Raw genomic sequence first — 15,003 nt, 5'->3', positions numbered from 1 at the left:
TCTTCAGGGGGGATGGGGCCCGTGGGGGACTCCGTGAGGGTACCTGGTGAGGCGCGGAGGGCTCAGTTCCAGTCCGAGTACGACGTGAAACCGCCCGAGTCGGCGAGCTGCTCGCCGGCCCCGGCCAGGTCTTCGGGCAGCAGGCTCCAGACGATGACATCGGTGCGGACGTCCGCCCATGTGCCGTCGCCGGACCTGCTGCGCGCTATCCAGGCGTTCCGCAGGACACCCTCGCTGATGCAGCCGATCTTCTGGGCGACCTGCTGGGAGGCGGTGTTGTCGGCGGTGGTGCGCAGCTCCAGGCGTTCGAACTTCTGGTCGCGGAACAGCCACTGCGCGGTGGCCAGGGCGGCCTCGGAGGCATAGCCCTCACCGCGGGCCCACGGGGCGATGACGTAGGCGATCTCCGTCGAACGCACCCGCCAGTCGGTGTTGCGCAGATGGACGGTGCCGACCAGGCGCTGGGTGAGGAACTCGTCGACGGCGAACACGATGCCCCGGCCGTCGGCGCGTTCGGCGGGGGCGGCCGCGGTGATCCAGTCCCGGGCGTCGGCCTCGGTGTAGGGCTGGGGGACGGAGGTCCAGGCGGTGACCAGTTCGTCGTTCATCATGTCGGCGAAGGCCTCGATGTCGGAGTCCTCGAAGGGGCGCAGGACCAACCGCTCCGTGCTGATGGAGACGTTGGGAAAGGTGCCAGTCATGCGCCGCTCCGTAACTTCGGAAATACCGTCAGGGCCTGCTGAACTGCCCAGCATGCAGCATGAAACCACTGAACCGCACAACGGGGTCCACACCCGGTGAGGGAGTGGACCCCGTGCGTGGCGAAACGCCGTTTACGTGCCGTCAGCTCTGGGTGACCGGCAGGACGGACCCCTTGTACTCGTCCGCGAGGTGGCCCCTGACATAGGTGAGCACCTCGCCGGCCGGTACGACGGTGGCGCCGTCGGCTCAGAAGGACGGGACGACCGAGCCCTGGTACTTGTCCTCGATGAACTTCTTGACCTCGGGCGAGACGAGCAGCTTGGCGAGCTTCTTGACCCGCGGGTCCTTCTCGTTGCCCTTCTTCACGGCGAGGAAGTTGGCGTACGGGTTGTTCTTCGCGGACTCCAGGACGAGCGCCTGCTTGGCGGGCTTCAGGCCGGCGGAGATGGCGTAGTTGCCGTTCACGACGGCGGCGTCCACGTCGTCCAGGGAGCGCGGGGTCTGGGCCGCCTCGACCTCCTTGAACTTGAGGTTCTTGGGGTTCTTGGCGATGTCCCGCGGGGTGGCCTCGTTGCCGGCGCCGTCCTTGAGGGTGATGAGCCCGTTGGCGGCGAGCAGCTTAAGGGCGCGGGCCTCGTTGACGGCGTCGTTCGGGACGGCGATGGTCGCACCGCTCTTCAGCGCGTCGGCCTTCTTGACCTTGTGGGAGTACAGGCCGAGCGGTTCCAGGTGCACCGTGACGACGGGCACGATGTGGGTGCCGCGCTTGTTGTTGAAGTCGTCCAGGTACGGCTGGTTCTGGAAGTAGTTGGCGTCCACCGAGCCGTCCTCGGTCGCCGTGTTCGGCGCGATGTAGTCCGTGAACTCCTTGACCTCCAGGTCGAGGCCCGCCTTCTTCGCCAGGTTCTTCTTGACGAAGTCGAGGATCTCGGCGTGCGGGGTCGGGCTCGCGGCGACGACCAGCGGGCCGCTGTAGTCGTGGGAGCCGGTGGAGCTGCCGGAGCCGCAGGCGGTCAGCCCGGAGGTGAGGGCTCCGGCGGCGAGGACGGCGGTGGTGAACTTGGCGGTGTTACGCACGAAAAGTGCCTTTCCTGATGGGTGGTGCGACCCCGTGTGTGGGTGAACGGGGAGATCAGAGGGAGGTGCTTCAGGCGACCTTGCCGACGTCGGCCGCCGCCGGCTCCTTCGCCTTCAGCAGGCGGAGCTTCGGCGCCGGGCCGGATCGGCCGCCGCGGCTGTGCAGGGAGCGGGCCGCGAAGTCGCCGGCGAACTGGATGAGGGAGATGACCACGGCGAGGATCGCGACGGTGATCCACATCAGCTGGGTCTCGAAGCGCTGGTAGCCGTAGCGGACGGCGAGGTCGCCGAGGCCGCCGCCGCCGACCGTGCCGGCCATGGCGGAGTAGCCGATGAGGGCGATGACCGTGGTGGTGGTGGAGGCGATCAGCGAGGGCAGGGCCTCGGGGACGAGGGCCTTGCGGACGATCGTCCAGGTGTTGCCGCCCATGGACTGCACGGCCTCGACGAGACCGTTGTCCACTTCGCGGACGGCCGTCTCGACGAGCCGGGCGAAGAACGGGATGCCGCCGATGGCGAGCGGCACGATCGCGGCGGTGGTACCGATGGTCGTCCCGGTGACCCAGCGCGTGAAGCTCATCAGGGCGACCATCAGGATGATGAACGGCATGGACCGGCCGACGTTCACGATCTGGCCGATCACCTTGTTGGCGAGGACGTTCTGCAGCAGGCCGCCCCGGTCCGTGAGGACGAGGAGGAGGCCGAGCGGGAGACCGGCGGCGACGGCGATCAGGGTGGACCACAGCACCATCTGGAACGTCTCGGTACACGCCTGCGACAGCAGCGGCTGCATCTCGGACCAGGTCACTTGGCCCCCTCCTTCACCAGCAGGGCCTCCTGGCCCACCACGTCGATCTGCAGGCCCTGTTCGCGCAGGAACCCGACCGGCACCACGTTGTCCTCGTAGCGGCCGGGCAGTTCGATGCGCATCCGTCCGATCTGGAGGCCGCCGACGGTGTCGATGGCGGCGCCGAGGATCGAGATGTCGATGTTGTAGGTGCGCGCGAGCTGGGAGATGACCGGCTGGGTGGCGGCCTCGCCGTGGAAGGTGACGTCGATGACGGTCCGGTCGGCGTCCGTGCGCTCCCCGCTCACCGGGAACAGCGCGGCGGCCAGCTCGGAGCCGGGGGTGGCCAGCAGTTCGCTGACCGTGCCGGATTCCACGATCCGGCCCCTCTCCATGAGGGCGGCGGAGTCGCAGACCGCCTTCACGACGTCCATCTCGTGGGTGATGAGCAGGACGGTCAGGCCCAGCTGCCGGTTCAGGTCGCGCAGCAGCTGGAGGATGGACCGGGTGGTCTCGGGGTCCAGGGCGCTGGTGGCCTCGTCGGAGAGCAGCACCTTGGGGTCGCCGGCGAGGGCGCGGGCGATGCCCACGCGCTGCTTCTGGCCGCCGGAGAGCTGGGCCGGGTAGGCCTTGGCCTTGTCGGCGAGGCCGACCAGGTCGAGCAGCTCCAGCGCCTTGCGGGACCGTTCCTTCCCGGACCTGCCGAGGATCTCCAGCGGCAGCTCGACGTTGTCCTGCACGGTCCGCGAGGAGAGCAGGTTGAAGTGCTGGAAGACCATGCCGATGCGGCTGCGCGCCCGGCGCAGCTCCTTGCCGGCGCGCGGGCCGCGTCCGGCGAGGGCGGTCAGGTCCTGCCCGGCGACGGTCACGGTGCCGGAGGTGGGGCGCTCCAGCAGGTTGACGCAGCGGATGAGGGAGGACTTGCCGGCGCCGGACTGGCCGATGACGCCGTAGACCTCGCCTTCGCGGACGTGCAGATCGACGCCGTCGAGGGCGGTGACCTCTCGGCCGCGGGAGCGGTAGACCTTGGTGAGGCCCGAGGTGGTGATCACAGGATTTCCGTCACTGTCGAGTGCGCGGGCGTGGGTGTGCCCGGGCACGGGTACATGCGGTTCAGGCATGGGGAGTGGATGTGCGTCTCGTACGGACTGCGGCGCACGGACATGCCGCGGCTCTCGCTTCGGGGCGCGAGGCTCAGCTGATGCGGGGGCCCTCTAGCAGGCGCACATTCGACACATCAGGCGACACATACAACGAGCACCGGGCGTCATGGTCGCCTCGGTCGCAAGGATGCGGCAGCTCGTCGTGGTCATGCGATCAGTAAACCAGACGTACGGTCCTGACCGGCCGCCGCCGTCCGCATAGTGGACAGCGGCGGACAGCCGGTGCCTTGGGGTCAGCGACGGACGGAGATCTCCACACCCCCGTCGGTGACCAGTGCCGACAACGCCGACAGGTCCTTCACCACCAGATCGGCGTCCAGCTCCTCGGCGCGGTGGGTTGTGGCCAACGCCACGGTGGTCATTCCGGCGGCACGGCCCGCCTGGAGGCCGGCCGGGGCGTCCTCGAAGACCACGCAGTGGGCCGGGTCGACGCCGAGCTGCCGGGCGGCGAGCAGGTAGGGCTCGGGGTCGGGCTTGCCGCGCGTGATGTCGTCGGCGGCGACCAGCGTCTTGGGCAGGATGCCGACGGCGTCCTGGCGGGCCTCGGCGAGCCGCCGGGTGGCGGAGGTCACGACGGCCCACCGGTCGGCCGGCAGGGAGTCCAGGAAGTCCCGCGTCCCGGGCAGGAGCCGCACCCCTCCGTCGGGTACGTCGTCCACCTCCAGCTGCTCGACCCGTGCGACCGCCTCCGGTACCCGAGGGGCGGGCAGCAGGTCGGCGACTATCTCGGCGGCGGGCCGCCCGTGCAGCGCCACACGCCCGAACTCCTCGGCGGTGACCCCGTACTCCCGGGCCCAGCGGGTCCAGCAGCGCTCGACGGAGTCGAGGGAGGAGACAAGGGTGCCGTCGTTGTCGAACAGGAGGGCGTGCGCGTGGATCGTCATGCCCAGACCCTACGGTGTGGTCTAGACCCTATGGCCTACGGGCGGGGTCGGCGGCCGGCGCCCGTTTCCGCCGTAATAAGGTCACCGCATGCTCAATGCCCTGACGCTGGTGACCGGCGTCGCCGCGCTGCTTCTCGCCGCCTGGTGCGGCTGGGCCGCCTATCGCGACCAGCCGACCAAGGACTGGCACTTCATCGGCATGGCCGTGGTGTCGCTGCTGGCCGTGGTCCAGCTGGTGGTCGGGATCGTGCAGCTGGCGCGGGGCGAGAAGCCGGAGCAGGGTACGACGATCTTCGTGGCGTATCTGCTGGGCGCGTTCGCGTGCGTTCCGGCTGCGGGATTCATGTCACTGGCCGAGCGGACCCGTTGGGGCTCGGTGACGGTGGCGGCCGGCGGTGTGGTGCTGGCCGTGCTGGAGGTGCGGCTCTATGACATCTGGGGAGGCTGAGGTGACGGCGGTGGAGGAGAAGCCGGCCCGGTTGATCAGCGGGCCGGGCATGCTGCTCGTCTGGTTCTACGGCGTGATGGTGGTCGGCGCGGTGTCGCGTTCCGCGTTCCAGATCTCGACGGAGTTCGATCGGGCACCGCTCGCCTATGCGCTGTCGGCGGTGGCGGGCGTGGTGTACGGGTTCATCACGTACACGCTGATCCGGGGCGGGGAGACCGCTCGGCGGGCGGCGTTGGTGTGCTGCGCCGCCGAGCTCGCCGGTGTGCTGATCGTCGGTACGTGGACGATCGTGGACCCTTCGGCGTTCCCCGACGCGACCGTGTGGTCGAAGTACGGGATGGGCTACGTCTTCATTCCCGTTCTGCTGCCGCTCTCCGCGATGTACTGGCTGCGGAAGGCGCCCGCCCAAAGGGAGGCCTGAAGCACGGGCGCGGGTGCGGGGCGCTTCGGCTCACGCCGTTTGAACGTACGTCCCGGCCCGCTTCTCCAGGATGATCATCTCTACGCCGTCCGCGCCCTTGGAGCGGCCCACCGTTTCGTAACCCGAGCGGCGGTACAGGCGGAGGTTGCCCTCACTGCGATGGCCGGTGAAGAGGCGGAACCTGGTGGCACCCCGCTCCTCCACCAGCGCCGCTTCAGCCGCGCGCAGCAGACGTGCGCCTATGCCGTGGCCCTGGAGGCGGGGGTGGACGCAGAGATTGCCGATGGCGGCCGTGCCGTCCTCGGTGACCTTGCCGCGCACCGAGCCGACCACCTCCTCGCCGAGCCGGGCGACGAAGACGCAGTCGGAGACGACCTCCTGGCGGACGGAGTCCAGGGTCTGGACCAGCGGGTCGATGCGGTAGTTGCCGTACAGCGCCGCCTCGCTCTGGAAGCACAGGTACTGGAGCCTGAAGATCTGCTCCGCGTCCTGCTCGGTCGCCACCGAGATGGTCACGCTCATGCCCATGTGCGCATGCCTCCCGCTCACCTGATCATCTGTCGTCCCTCACTCCTATCCCCGCACTTCGCCGGAAGCAACCTCCGGTGTGAGCAATCGGCGCAGACAACCAAGACATCTGGAGCGTTCCGGGCCAAGGCTGCCCTGTGAGATACCCAACTCCCCCGCGATCTCCCGGTATGTCAGGTCCCTGGGGGAGAGCAGGGCCTCGATGAGCCGGGGGCAGCGGCCGGGCAGACGGCGGACCGCGTCGCGCAGGGCGCGGTGCCGGGCGGCGGTGATGACGTGCTGCTCGGGGTCGGCGCGGGCGTCGTCGGCCGGCTCGGTGCCGTACGGACGTTCCCGGCGGTTGGTACGGCGGCTGCGGCGGGCCTCGGCGCGCACCGCTTTGCGCAGCCAGCCCTGCGGGTCCGGCGGCGGACCGTCGGTCTCCAGGCGCTCCAGCAGGCGGAGCCAGACGGCCTGTTCCAGGTCGCCGGGCTCACTCCCGGCCGCATATGCCTCGGCCGAGGCCTCGGCGGTGAGCAGCGGGTGCAGGGCGGCCACCAAGTCGTACGTCATATGCGGAACGACGCGCCGCCCCGGGAGCAGGTTTCCGGGGCGGCGCACAGACACCCCGAACGGGGGGCGGGGGGCCGGTCGTTGACGCGGTCAGCCCGCCAGGAAGTCCGCGCGGGCGAGCACGCCGGTGTCGGCGTTGTCGGTGAAGACGCCGTCGATGCCGGTCGCGAAGTACGTCTTGAACGCACCGAAGGAGTCGCCGTAGGCGTCGGCCGCGCCGCCCTTGCGGTACTCGGCCGGAAGGAAGGGGTTCTCGTTGCGCATGGTGTAGGGGTGGAGGATCAGGCCCACCTTGTGCGCGTCGGAGACCAGGGTGGTCGGTTTGCCCAGGGTGCCGTCCGCGTTCTTGGGGATGACCAGGTCCAGGGTCGGGCCGATGCCCTGCGCGTAGCCGGCGATCTCCCGCAGACCCTTGGGGGTGATGAGGTCGGCGACCGTGCGCGGGTCACCCGACTCGACGAAGTCGTAGGGGCGGCTGTCGGCCGAGGAGAGCAGCACGACGAGCGGGTTGTCGACGAGCCGGTTGAGCTTCTGGATACTGGTGGGCTCGAAGGACTGCAGGATGACCGGCGAGTTCCGGCCGGCCTTGCCGTATTTGTGCAGCAGCTTGGCGACCCGCTCCTCCAGACCCAGGCCGAGCCCCCGGAAGTACGTGGGGTGCTTGGTCTCGGGGTAGATGAAGACCTGCTTGCCGCGCTTGCGGGTCTGTTCGTCCTGCCACTTCAGGACCTCTTCGAACGTGGGTATCTCCCAGCGCCCGTTGTAGAGGGTGTTGTGCGGCCGGTTGGCCGGGATGCGCTCGATCGCGCGCAGGGTCTTCAGCTCGGCGAGCGTGAAGTCCTCGGTGAACCAGCCGGTGGTGGAGACGCCGTCGAGGACCTTGGTGGTCTTGCGGCCGGCGAACTCGGGGTGCGCGGCGACGTCCGTGGTGCCGCCGATCTCCGGCTCGTGCCGGCAGACGAGGTGGCCGTCCCTGGTGGGCACCAGGTCGCCCGCCTCGACCACGTCGGCGCCCAGGTCCAGGGCCAGTTCGTAGGAGCCGAAGGTGTGCTCGGGGCGGTAGCCGCTCGCACCTCGGTGGCCGATGATGGTGGGCACCGGCAGTCCCTTCAGCCCCCGGCCGCCGTGTCCGCCCGTCCGGGCCCCGGCCGCCTCGGCCACGCCCGGCAGCCCGAGGACCGCTCCGCTCGCGCCGAACACCGCCGCGCCGAGGATCGCCCGCCGTCCGGTGCCCTGCGTCTTCTCGTTCGCCTGGTCGCTGCCCATCAGCGCCCTCCTGCCATCCGCTCGTGAGTGCGGACCGATCGTAGGGGCGTGGACATGACCGAATGGAGTCCTGGGTCCGAACACGCGGGTGTTGCCGGGTGTCCTGCGGGCAAGCGTGGGGTGACGGGCCGTCCGAATGGCCGCCGGGGACCGTGTCGCCGGGTGAACCGGCCTCCCGCGCGATCTCCGTCACACCACCACCGGAGGGTTACGGGCCGTCCCCGGGGCGTCACCGCAGGTAAACCAGCGTCAACTCTTCGTAAGACCTCGGTGAACCGGGCGCACCCGATGTGCGCCCACCCCGGGGCCGCGAGTAATGTCCTCACCTGCACAGACTCATATCGACCCCTCGGCATCGGAGGACCCGTTGTCCCGCTTCGCGCTCATCAAGGCAGTGCTCGGACCGATCATGCGCCTGATGTTCCGCCCACAGGTGGAGGGCGTGGAGCACATTCCGGGGGACGGCCCGGTCATTCTGGCCGGCAATCACCTCACGTTCATCGACTCGATCGTGCTGCCGGTGGTCACCAAGCGGCAGGTGTTCTTCATCGGCAAGGACGAGTACGTCACCGGCAAGGGCGTCAAGGGCCGCCTGATGGCCTGGTTCTTCACCGGTGTCGGCATGATCCCGGTGGACCGGGACGGCGCGAGCGGTGGCGTGGCCGCGCTGATGACCGGGCGGCGGATCCTGGAGGAGGGGAAGATCTTCGGGATCTACCCCGAGGGCACACGTTCGCCCGACGGCCGGCTGTACCGGGGGCGCACCGGGATCGCACGGCTGACCCTGATGACCGGCGCACCGGTGGTCCCCTTCGCGATGATCGGCACGGACAAGCTGCAGCCGGGCGGCCGGGGCATCCCGCGGCCCGGCCGGGTCACCGTCCGGTTCGGCGAGGCCATGGAGTTCTCGCGGTACGAGGGGATGGACCGGGACCGCTATGTGCTGCGGGCCGTGACCGACTCCGTGATGGCCGAGGTCATGCGGCTGTCCGGGCAGGAGTACGTGGACATGTACGCCACGAAGGCGAAGGCCGCCTAGATCTTCCGATGGACCGGCCGGTGGGTCGGTTCCGTCCGCCTGCCGGTGGAATCTGCCCCGACACTTCAGCCATTCCGCCGCATTTACCCGCCATATGAGCACACAACATGTCTTATTCAGACATGCAGAAACCTTCGCGGCGTACCCTGCTCCGTGCTCCGATCGCCACCGCCGGGGCGGCACTCCTGGCGGCCTGCTCCGGTTCCGGATCCGAACCCCCCTCGCGCCCCCGACACGGGAGCGGGGCGGGACGGTTCGTGCCACCGGGGCCCAAGGGGTACGTCAATCCGTCGGATCCGGAGGTTCTCGCCGCCGAGCGCAAGCGCGGGACCGGCCCCGTCCGCACGTTCAGGTTCACTGCCGCCGAGTCGACGCTGGACCTGGGCGGGAGGTCCGTCCGGAGCTGGGCGTACAACGAGGCACTCCCGGGCCCTCTGGTGCGCGTCACCGCCGGTGACGTCCTCGACCTCACCCTCGCCAACCGGCTTCCCGTCACGACCACGCTGCACTCCCACGGGGTGCGTCTGCGCTGCGACATGGACGGCACTCCGGACCTGACCCAGAACGCCATCGCCTCCCGGGCCGACTTCGCCTACCGCTTCGTCGCCGCCCACCCGGGCACCTATCTGTTCCACTCGCACGTCGGCCTGCAACCCGACCGCGCCTTGTACGCGCCCTTCATCGTCGACGATCCCAAAGAGCCCCTCGCCTACGACAAGGAATGGGTCGTCGTCCTGGACGACTGGGTGGACGGGGTGGACGGCTCCACGCCGGAGCAGGTCCTCGCCCAGCTCAAGCCCGGCGGGAGCGATTCCGCGATGGCGGGCATGGCCATGGGCCCCGGGCACGGCACCCCGAGTCCCCGCACATCGGCGAGCGCGCACGCGACGCCGTCCAGGCGGTCCGCGGCGGGCGGGCACGCGTCGTCGCCCCGCAAGCGCGCGACGGGCCCCTCCCGGGTGCTGCGCGATTCCCACAGCCGCATGCTGAACGGCGAGGGCGGCAGCGTCGCCTACCCCCTCTACCTGGCCAACGGGCGCCTGGGCGGCAGTCCCTCGGTCTTCCGCTGCCGCCCCGGCGACCGCGTCCGGCTGCGGCTCATCAACGCGGGCTCCGAAACCGCCTTCCGGGTCGCGCTCGGCGACCACAGGATGACCGTCACCCACACCGACGGCTACCCCGTGGAGCACAAGGAGACCGATGCCCTGCTCATCGGCATGGCGGAGCGCTACGACGTCCTGATCACCGCCAAGGACGGCGTCTTCCCCCTCGTCGCCCTCCCCGAGGGCAAGAAGGGCAAGGCGCTCGCCGTCCTGCGCACCGACAAGGGAAAAAACCTTCCGGCGCCGGACGTCCGCCCGGATGAGCTCGACGGCAAGGTCGTCCCCGCCCGCCGGCTGAAGCCGGCCGACTCCGTCGCCCTCCCCGACCGCCACCCCGACCGCGAGATGCGCATCCGGCTCACCGGCAGCATGGAGAGGTACGACTGGGGGTTCGACCACAAGCCCTACGACGTACGGCAGCGGCATCCCGTCCGGGCCGGCGAGCGGGTCCGGCTCACCCTCGTCAACGCCACCGACATGTGGCACCCCGTGCATCTGCACGGCCACACGTTCGCGCTCGCGGGACTGGACGCGGTGGGTGCCCGCAAGGACACCTCGATCGTGCTGCCGCATCGCAAGCTGGTCGTCGAGTTCGACGCCGACAATCCCGGGCTGTGGATGCTGCACTGTCACAACCAGTACCACTCGGAGAGCGGGATGATGACGGTGCTGGGTTATCGACGGTGAGCAGGCCCCTGGCGGGTCGCGCTCACCCCGCGCTTTCCAGTTTCTGGTTCCTCAGCATGAACCACGCGGCGATCGACGTCAGCAGCAGGACCACTGCTCCCACGCCTGAGGCCAGGGTCAGGCCGTGGACGAAGGATTCGCGTGCTGCCGTCAGCAAGGCCGTCGCCGTGTGGGCCGGCATGCGCGCCGACGCCTCCACCGCCGCGCCCAGCGACTCGTGGGCCGCGGCAGGGGCGCCCGTGGGGCCGGTGAACCCGCGGTAGACGCCCGTCACGATGGAGCCCAGCAGGGCGATGCCGAGAGCCGCGCCCAGTTCGTACGCCGTCTCGGAGACCGCCGAGGCCGCGCCCGCCTGGTCCTTGGGGACGCTGGAGAGGATGACGTCCGCGGTGACCGTGAAGGAGAAGCCCGCGCCGATCCCGACGACCAGAAGGGCGGCGCCGAGGACCGGGTATCCGGTGGACTGACCGAGCGTCGTCAGCGCTGCCAGGGCCAGGCCGACGGCCGCCAGACCGCCCGAGACCACCGCCCGTACCGAGAAGCGGCGGGCGGCGCGGCCCGCGACCAGGCCGGCCGCCACCGCGCCGACGGCGGCGGGCAGCTCGGCCAGACCCGCCTCGAACGGGCGCCTGCCCTGGACGAGTTGCAGGTACTGGGAGAGGAAGAACACCAGACCGGACATGCCGAGCACGGTCAGCAGGTCGGCGAGGACCGCCCCGCTGAAGCCGCGGCGCCGGAACAGGCGCATGTCCAGCAGCGGGGCCGGCATGGTGAGCTGGCGGTGCACGAAGCCGTAGAGCGCGGCGGCGCCCAGCAGGCCGGCGGCGAGCGTGGGCCAGGTGAAGCCGCTGGTCGCGGCCTCCTTGACGGCGTACACGATGCCGATCATGCCGACCAGCGACAGGACGACGCTGCTCAGGTCCCAGGGACCGGGGTTCGGGTTCCGGGACTCGGGCAGGGTGCGGATGCCGACCAGGACCAGGACCGCCATCACGGGCAGGTTGATGAGGAAGACCGAGCCCCACCAGAAGTGTTCGAGGAGGAAACCGCCGGTGATCGGGCCGACGGCCGTACCGGCGGAGGCGGTCGCGCCCCAGATGCCCACGGCGAGGCTGCGCTCGCGCGCGTCGTGGAAGATGTTGCGGATCAGGGCGAGGGTCGCGGGCATCAGCGTCGCGCCCGCGACACCGAGCAGGGCCCGCGCCAGGATCATGAGTTCGGGAGTCGTCGCATAGGCGTTCAGGACGGACAGCGCGCCGAACGCCGTGGCACCGCCGAGCAGGATCCGCTTGCGGCCGATGCGGTCGCCGAGGCTGCCCATGGAGACGAGCAGACCGGCGATGACGAAGGAGTAGACGTCGCCGATCCAGAGGAGCTGGGTGCCGGAGGGGTTGAGGTCCTCGCTGATGTACGGGGTTGCCAGGCCGAGGACGGTGGCGTCGACGGCCACCAGCAGCACGGCCAGGACGAGGACGGAGAGCGCGAGCCAGCGGCCCGGACGCTTCACCGCCTCCGTCGCCTTCGCCGGCTGCAGGGTGCTGGTCATGATTCCTCTCTTGGTTGGGCGTGGGTACGTCGTGCGCCGCCGAGCAGCAGCTCGACGATCATGTAGGTGAAGTCCTTGGCGGCCACCCGGCCCTCCGCCACCGCCCAGGCGCCGGAGGCCAGCAGGCCGTAGAGCGCCTCGGTGAGCCAGGCCGGGGTGAGGTCGATGCGGAACTCGCCGCTCTCCTGCCCGCGCCGGAACAGGGCCGTGAGGCGTTCGTCGATGCGGGCCCAGCCCTGGTTCTGTTCCTCGCCCTCGAAGAGCTGGTTCTCGGTGTAGAGGAAGGCCAGCAGGCCGGCCGACGGCTCGATGGCGCGGATCAGCCGGTGGACGGCTTCCCCCGACGGGCCTTCGTCCAGTCGGGCCGCGTCCAGGGCCGCCTCGCACTCCTCGATGCCGAGCGCCTCCAGCGCCCGGACGAGCGCGTCACGCCCGGCGAAGTGGCGGTGCAGCGTGGCCCGGCTGATCCCGGCGGCCTTGGCGACCTCGTCCATGGTCGCGGTGGATTTACGGGTCAGCAGGGCGGCGGCGCTGCGCAGCACCTGGTCACGGTCGAGGGCCATGAGACAAGGATAGCCCACATGAGACATTCATGTCTCACATTAGGCATGAGTGACTCATAGCCGCTGGTCAGAGCGGGTGATCGTCAGTGCCAGGGCAGCTCTCCGCGCCGCTCCCAGTAGGCGCGCGGGTCCTCGGCGAGCGTGGCGAGACGCGTCAGCCGGTCCGCGTCGAGGTCGACGGCGGGAGCGTGCAGGTTGGAGGCGAGCTGGGTGACGGTCGCGGCGCCGGAGAGGACGACACCCACCCAGGGCTGGCGCAGGATCCAGGCGAGGGCCACGGCGTCGCAGCCGAGGGAGGCCTCCTCGGCGATGGTCTTCAGCACCTGCGGTGCGTGCGGCGCGGCCAGCCGGCCGTTGGCCATGCCCTCCTTGACGATCACGGTGAGCCCGGCGTCGTGGGCCTCGGCGAGTGCGGGTGCCGCCGATGTCTCCAGCACGTTGTACGTCGACTGGACGGTACGGAAGAGGGGCTCGCCGTCGACGGTCACGGCGAGGGCGGCGCGGACGGCGTCGGCCTGGGCGGGGCCGCTGGTGGAGAAGCCGACGGTCAGGCCCTGGGCGGCGGCCTCGGCGAGCCGGGCGTGCAGGTCCTTGTCGGTGAGGGCCGGACTGTCCGGGGTCACCGAGTGGATCTGGTAGAGGTCGAGCCGGTCGCCGAGCAGCGCGTCGGTCTCGGCGCGCTGCCGCTCGTACGTGGCCAGGCTGTGGTCCTTGACCTCGTGCGTCTCGGCGTCCGCCGTCCAGTCCGCCGTGTAGGTGTAGCCCCACTTGCTGCCGACGACCACGTCGTTCACATCGGGGCGGGCGTTCAGCCAGTCGGCGAGGAACTCCTCCGAGCGGCCGTAGGAACGCGCGACGTCCAGGTAGCGGACGCCCTGCGCGTAGGCGGCGTCGAGGAGTTCGTGGGTACGCTCGCGCAGGGCGTCCACGGTGCGCTCGGCCGGGAGGTCCTCCTCCCGGCCGAGGTTGATGTAGCCCGGACGGCCGACGGCGGCGAGACCGAGTCCGAGGTGCGCGGTGGGCGTGGTCGCGGCGGCCAGGCGGCTGAACGGCATGGCGGCTCCCTGCACGATCGGCTGAGGGCGGGTGTCGCGCACCAATCTACCCAGCTCCCCGGGGTTCAGCCCGCGCTGACGCAGCGCGGCTCGAAGGCGGGATCGGCCGGTCCGTTCCGCCCCAGGGCGTTGAGCACCCACTGCTCGACCAGCGGGGACTTGGGCGCCTGGTCGTGCTCGGTGGTGTCGAGCGGGCAGCGGTCCTGGAGCAGCACGTTGGTCACGTGGGAGGCGGGGCCGTTGAGGAAGGCGCTGGTGTACGGCAGCACGACCTCGTCGTGCTGGGTGGCGATCGCCGTGTAGTCGGGCCCGACCGGTGTCTCCGGGTCGGCGTTGAGCTTCAGGAGGAAGTCCGAGCCGGCGGTCTGGTCGACGCAGGAGGGGCACACGGTGGCGCCGGCCGCGAGGGCGAGCGGGTTGCTCGTGCCGTGGTTGGAGGGGACGATGCCGACGAGGTCGTCGACCTTGGTCGCGCCACCGAGGAACTTCACGTAGTAGCGGGGCATCATGCCGCCCTGGCTGTGGCCGACGACGTCCACCTTCTTGGCGCCGGTCGCGCCGAGCACAGCGTTCACGAAGTCGCGCAGTTCGGCCGCGGAGTCCGGGACCGGAGCGGTCTCCAAGCCGCCGTAGTCGAAGGAGAAGACGCAGTACCCGGCGTTCACCAGCGCGGGCGAGAGGGTCAGCCAGTTCTCGTACGAGGTCTTGAAGGTGCCGTTGACCAGGACCACGGGCTGCGGATGGGCCGAGTCCGGCTTGCACGACCAGTTGTCGGCGCCGGGCGGCGGAGTGCCGGCGGCGCCCGCGGGGGCCGTGAGGCCGAGGGCGCAGAGGGCGGCCACCGCGGTGACGGTGAGGAGGCGGACTGTCCGTCGTGTACGTCTGGCGCGCATGACGTCCCTTTCCTGCTCGGCAATGATCGACCGGCGTTCGGCAATGCCGAACCGGTAAGCGGAATAGTTACCTCCGGGTATGCGGGCGTCAAGGTTTCGGCCACTGGCCGAATCCCATCCGTTATCGAGCGCGGTGGTGGCAACGCGAAGGGGCCCGGACGGGATGTCCGGGCCCCTTCGACTTCGTACGGGTTCTCAGTGGGCGTTCAGGTATGCCTCATGCCGGTATGAGAGTTCTGTCGCTGTGCCAGTTTGAGGCCTTTCGACGTATCGATGCGACTCATCACTT

General features: G+C 70.2%; 16 protein-coding genes. 4 read left to right on the top strand and 12 right to left on the bottom strand.

Annotation, left to right across the window (positions count from 1 at the left end; genetic code table 11):
- Positions 1 to 62 precede the first annotated feature (62 nt).
- The 5 genes from ACZ7GZ_RS34140 to ACZ7GZ_RS34120 all read right to left on the bottom strand — a co-directional run bounded on the left by ACZ7GZ_RS34140 (position 63) and on the right by ACZ7GZ_RS34120 (position 4,613).
- Complete coding sequence (locus tag ACZ7GZ_RS34140) at positions 63 to 701, bottom strand: GNAT family N-acetyltransferase (RefSeq protein WP_471030255.1); 639 nt, start codon at positions 699 to 701, stop codon at positions 63 to 65.
- 247 nt (positions 702 to 948) lie between these two features.
- Complete coding sequence (locus ACZ7GZ_RS34135) at positions 949 to 1,779, bottom strand: MetQ/NlpA family ABC transporter substrate-binding protein (protein WP_471030252.1); 831 nt, start codon at positions 1,777 to 1,779, stop codon at positions 949 to 951.
- 70 nt (positions 1,780 to 1,849) lie between these two features.
- Entirely contained in the window at positions 1,850 to 2,587 is a 738-nt protein-coding gene (locus ACZ7GZ_RS34130; RefSeq protein ID WP_471030250.1) for a methionine ABC transporter permease, read from the bottom strand.
- Positions 2,584 to 3,618, bottom strand: coding sequence for a methionine ABC transporter ATP-binding protein (locus tag ACZ7GZ_RS34125; protein WP_471030317.1), 1,035 nt, complete (start codon positions 3,616 to 3,618; stop codon positions 2,584 to 2,586). Before ACZ7GZ_RS34125 ends, ACZ7GZ_RS34130 begins: the two co-directional genes overlap by 4 nt.
- A gap of 344 nt (positions 3,619 to 3,962) precedes the next feature.
- Positions 3,963 to 4,613: an HAD family hydrolase gene (locus ACZ7GZ_RS34120; RefSeq protein ID WP_471030248.1), complete on the bottom strand. Its 651-nt coding sequence runs from the start codon at positions 4,611 to 4,613 to the stop codon at positions 3,963 to 3,965.
- 88 nt (positions 4,614 to 4,701) lie between these two features.
- Between ACZ7GZ_RS34120 and ACZ7GZ_RS34115 the strand changes: the two genes are divergently transcribed.
- Together ACZ7GZ_RS34115 and ACZ7GZ_RS34110 are read left to right on the top strand one after the other, a co-directional pair.
- Positions 4,702 to 5,061: a hypothetical protein gene (locus tag ACZ7GZ_RS34115; protein ID WP_363215939.1), complete on the top strand. Its 360-nt coding sequence runs from the start codon at positions 4,702 to 4,704 to the stop codon at positions 5,059 to 5,061.
- Positions 5,042 to 5,482 carry a hypothetical protein gene (locus ACZ7GZ_RS34110; protein WP_471030246.1) on the top strand — a complete coding sequence of 147 codons (441 nt, stop codon included), beginning with the start codon at positions 5,042 to 5,044 and terminating at the stop codon, positions 5,480 to 5,482. Before ACZ7GZ_RS34115 ends, ACZ7GZ_RS34110 begins: the two co-directional genes overlap by 20 nt.
- Before the next feature lie 30 nt (positions 5,483 to 5,512).
- Here ACZ7GZ_RS34110 and ACZ7GZ_RS34105 read toward each other — a convergent pair whose 3' ends face one another.
- The 3 genes from ACZ7GZ_RS34105 to ACZ7GZ_RS34095 form a co-directional block, all read right to left on the bottom strand.
- Positions 5,513 to 6,010, bottom strand: a complete 498-nt coding sequence (locus tag ACZ7GZ_RS34105) for a GNAT family N-acetyltransferase (RefSeq protein WP_471030243.1) — start codon at positions 6,008 to 6,010, stop codon at positions 5,513 to 5,515.
- A 45-nt stretch (positions 6,011 to 6,055) separates the two neighbouring features.
- The gene (locus ACZ7GZ_RS34100; protein ID WP_471030241.1) at positions 6,056 to 6,562 is read right to left on the bottom strand and encodes an RNA polymerase sigma factor; all 507 of its coding nucleotides are present in this window, start codon (positions 6,560 to 6,562) and stop codon (positions 6,056 to 6,058) included.
- Between the two features lie 90 nt (positions 6,563 to 6,652).
- Complete coding sequence (locus tag ACZ7GZ_RS34095; protein WP_471030239.1) at positions 6,653 to 7,828, bottom strand: glycerophosphodiester phosphodiesterase; 1,176 nt, start codon at positions 7,826 to 7,828, stop codon at positions 6,653 to 6,655.
- Positions 7,829 to 8,195: 367 nt separating this feature from the next.
- On the opposite strand from ACZ7GZ_RS34095, the gene ACZ7GZ_RS34090 reads away from it, so the two are divergent.
- Positions 8,196 to 8,867, top strand: a complete 672-nt coding sequence (locus ACZ7GZ_RS34090) for a lysophospholipid acyltransferase family protein (protein WP_470995465.1) — start codon at positions 8,196 to 8,198, stop codon at positions 8,865 to 8,867.
- Between the two features lie 122 nt (positions 8,868 to 8,989).
- A complete protein-coding gene (locus ACZ7GZ_RS34085; RefSeq protein ID WP_471030237.1) occupies positions 8,990 to 10,657 on the top strand; it encodes a multicopper oxidase family protein in 1,668 nt (555 codons plus the stop codon).
- 22 nt (positions 10,658 to 10,679) lie between these two features.
- Here the strand turns inward: ACZ7GZ_RS34085 and ACZ7GZ_RS34080 are convergent, their stop codons facing one another.
- The 4 genes from ACZ7GZ_RS34080 to ACZ7GZ_RS34065 form a co-directional block, all read right to left on the bottom strand.
- On the bottom strand, positions 10,680 to 12,203 hold the full coding sequence (locus ACZ7GZ_RS34080; RefSeq protein ID WP_471030236.1) for an MFS transporter: 1,524 nt from the start codon (positions 12,201 to 12,203) through the stop codon (positions 10,680 to 10,682).
- On the bottom strand, positions 12,200 to 12,766 hold the full coding sequence (locus tag ACZ7GZ_RS34075) for a TetR/AcrR family transcriptional regulator (RefSeq protein WP_471030234.1): 567 nt from the start codon (positions 12,764 to 12,766) through the stop codon (positions 12,200 to 12,202). The genes ACZ7GZ_RS34080 and ACZ7GZ_RS34075 overlap by 4 nt, the downstream gene beginning before the upstream one ends.
- 83 nt (positions 12,767 to 12,849) lie before the next feature.
- Entirely contained in the window at positions 12,850 to 13,821 is a 972-nt protein-coding gene (locus ACZ7GZ_RS34070; protein ID WP_471030231.1) for an aldo/keto reductase, read from the bottom strand.
- 65 nt (positions 13,822 to 13,886) lie between these two features.
- Positions 13,887 to 14,714, bottom strand: a complete 828-nt coding sequence (locus ACZ7GZ_RS34065; RefSeq protein WP_471030229.1) for an alpha/beta fold hydrolase — start codon at positions 14,712 to 14,714, stop codon at positions 13,887 to 13,889.
- Positions 14,715 to 15,003: the final 289 nt, after the last annotated feature.

It is taken from the genome of Streptomyces sp. NPDC037288 (assembly GCF_055603265.1).
Note: the sequence above shows the minus strand (reverse complement) of the source record. Positions and strands in the feature narration are given on the sequence as shown.

Excerpts from the sequence above, each read along its gene's own strand:
- ACZ7GZ_RS34065 (WP_471030229.1), bottom strand. The coding sequence starts at position 14,714 with ATGCGCGCCAGACGTACACGACGGACAGTCCGCCTCCTCACCGTCACC.
- ACZ7GZ_RS34095 (WP_471030239.1), bottom strand. The coding sequence starts at position 7,828 with ATGGGCAGCGACCAGGCGAACGAGAAGACGCAGGGCACCGGACGGCGG.
- ACZ7GZ_RS34100 (WP_471030241.1), bottom strand. The coding sequence starts at position 6,562 with ATGACGTACGACTTGGTGGCCGCCCTGCACCCGCTGCTCACCGCCGAG.
- ACZ7GZ_RS34085 (WP_471030237.1), top strand. The coding sequence starts at position 8,990 with ATGCAGAAACCTTCGCGGCGTACCCTGCTCCGTGCTCCGATCGCCACC.
- ACZ7GZ_RS34075 (WP_471030234.1), bottom strand. The coding sequence starts at position 12,766 with ATGGCCCTCGACCGTGACCAGGTGCTGCGCAGCGCCGCCGCCCTGCTG.
- ACZ7GZ_RS34110 (WP_471030246.1), top strand. The coding sequence starts at position 5,042 with ATGACATCTGGGGAGGCTGAGGTGACGGCGGTGGAGGAGAAGCCGGCC.
- ACZ7GZ_RS34120 (WP_471030248.1), bottom strand. The coding sequence starts at position 4,613 with ATGACGATCCACGCGCACGCCCTCCTGTTCGACAACGACGGCACCCTT.
- ACZ7GZ_RS34105 (WP_471030243.1), bottom strand. The coding sequence starts at position 6,010 with ATGGGCATGAGCGTGACCATCTCGGTGGCGACCGAGCAGGACGCGGAG.
- ACZ7GZ_RS34115 (WP_363215939.1), top strand. The coding sequence starts at position 4,702 with ATGCTCAATGCCCTGACGCTGGTGACCGGCGTCGCCGCGCTGCTTCTC.
- ACZ7GZ_RS34070 (WP_471030231.1), bottom strand. The coding sequence starts at position 13,821 with ATGCCGTTCAGCCGCCTGGCCGCCGCGACCACGCCCACCGCGCACCTC.
- ACZ7GZ_RS34140 (WP_471030255.1), bottom strand. The coding sequence starts at position 701 with ATGACTGGCACCTTTCCCAACGTCTCCATCAGCACGGAGCGGTTGGTC.
- ACZ7GZ_RS34080 (WP_471030236.1), bottom strand. The coding sequence starts at position 12,203 with ATGACCAGCACCCTGCAGCCGGCGAAGGCGACGGAGGCGGTGAAGCGT.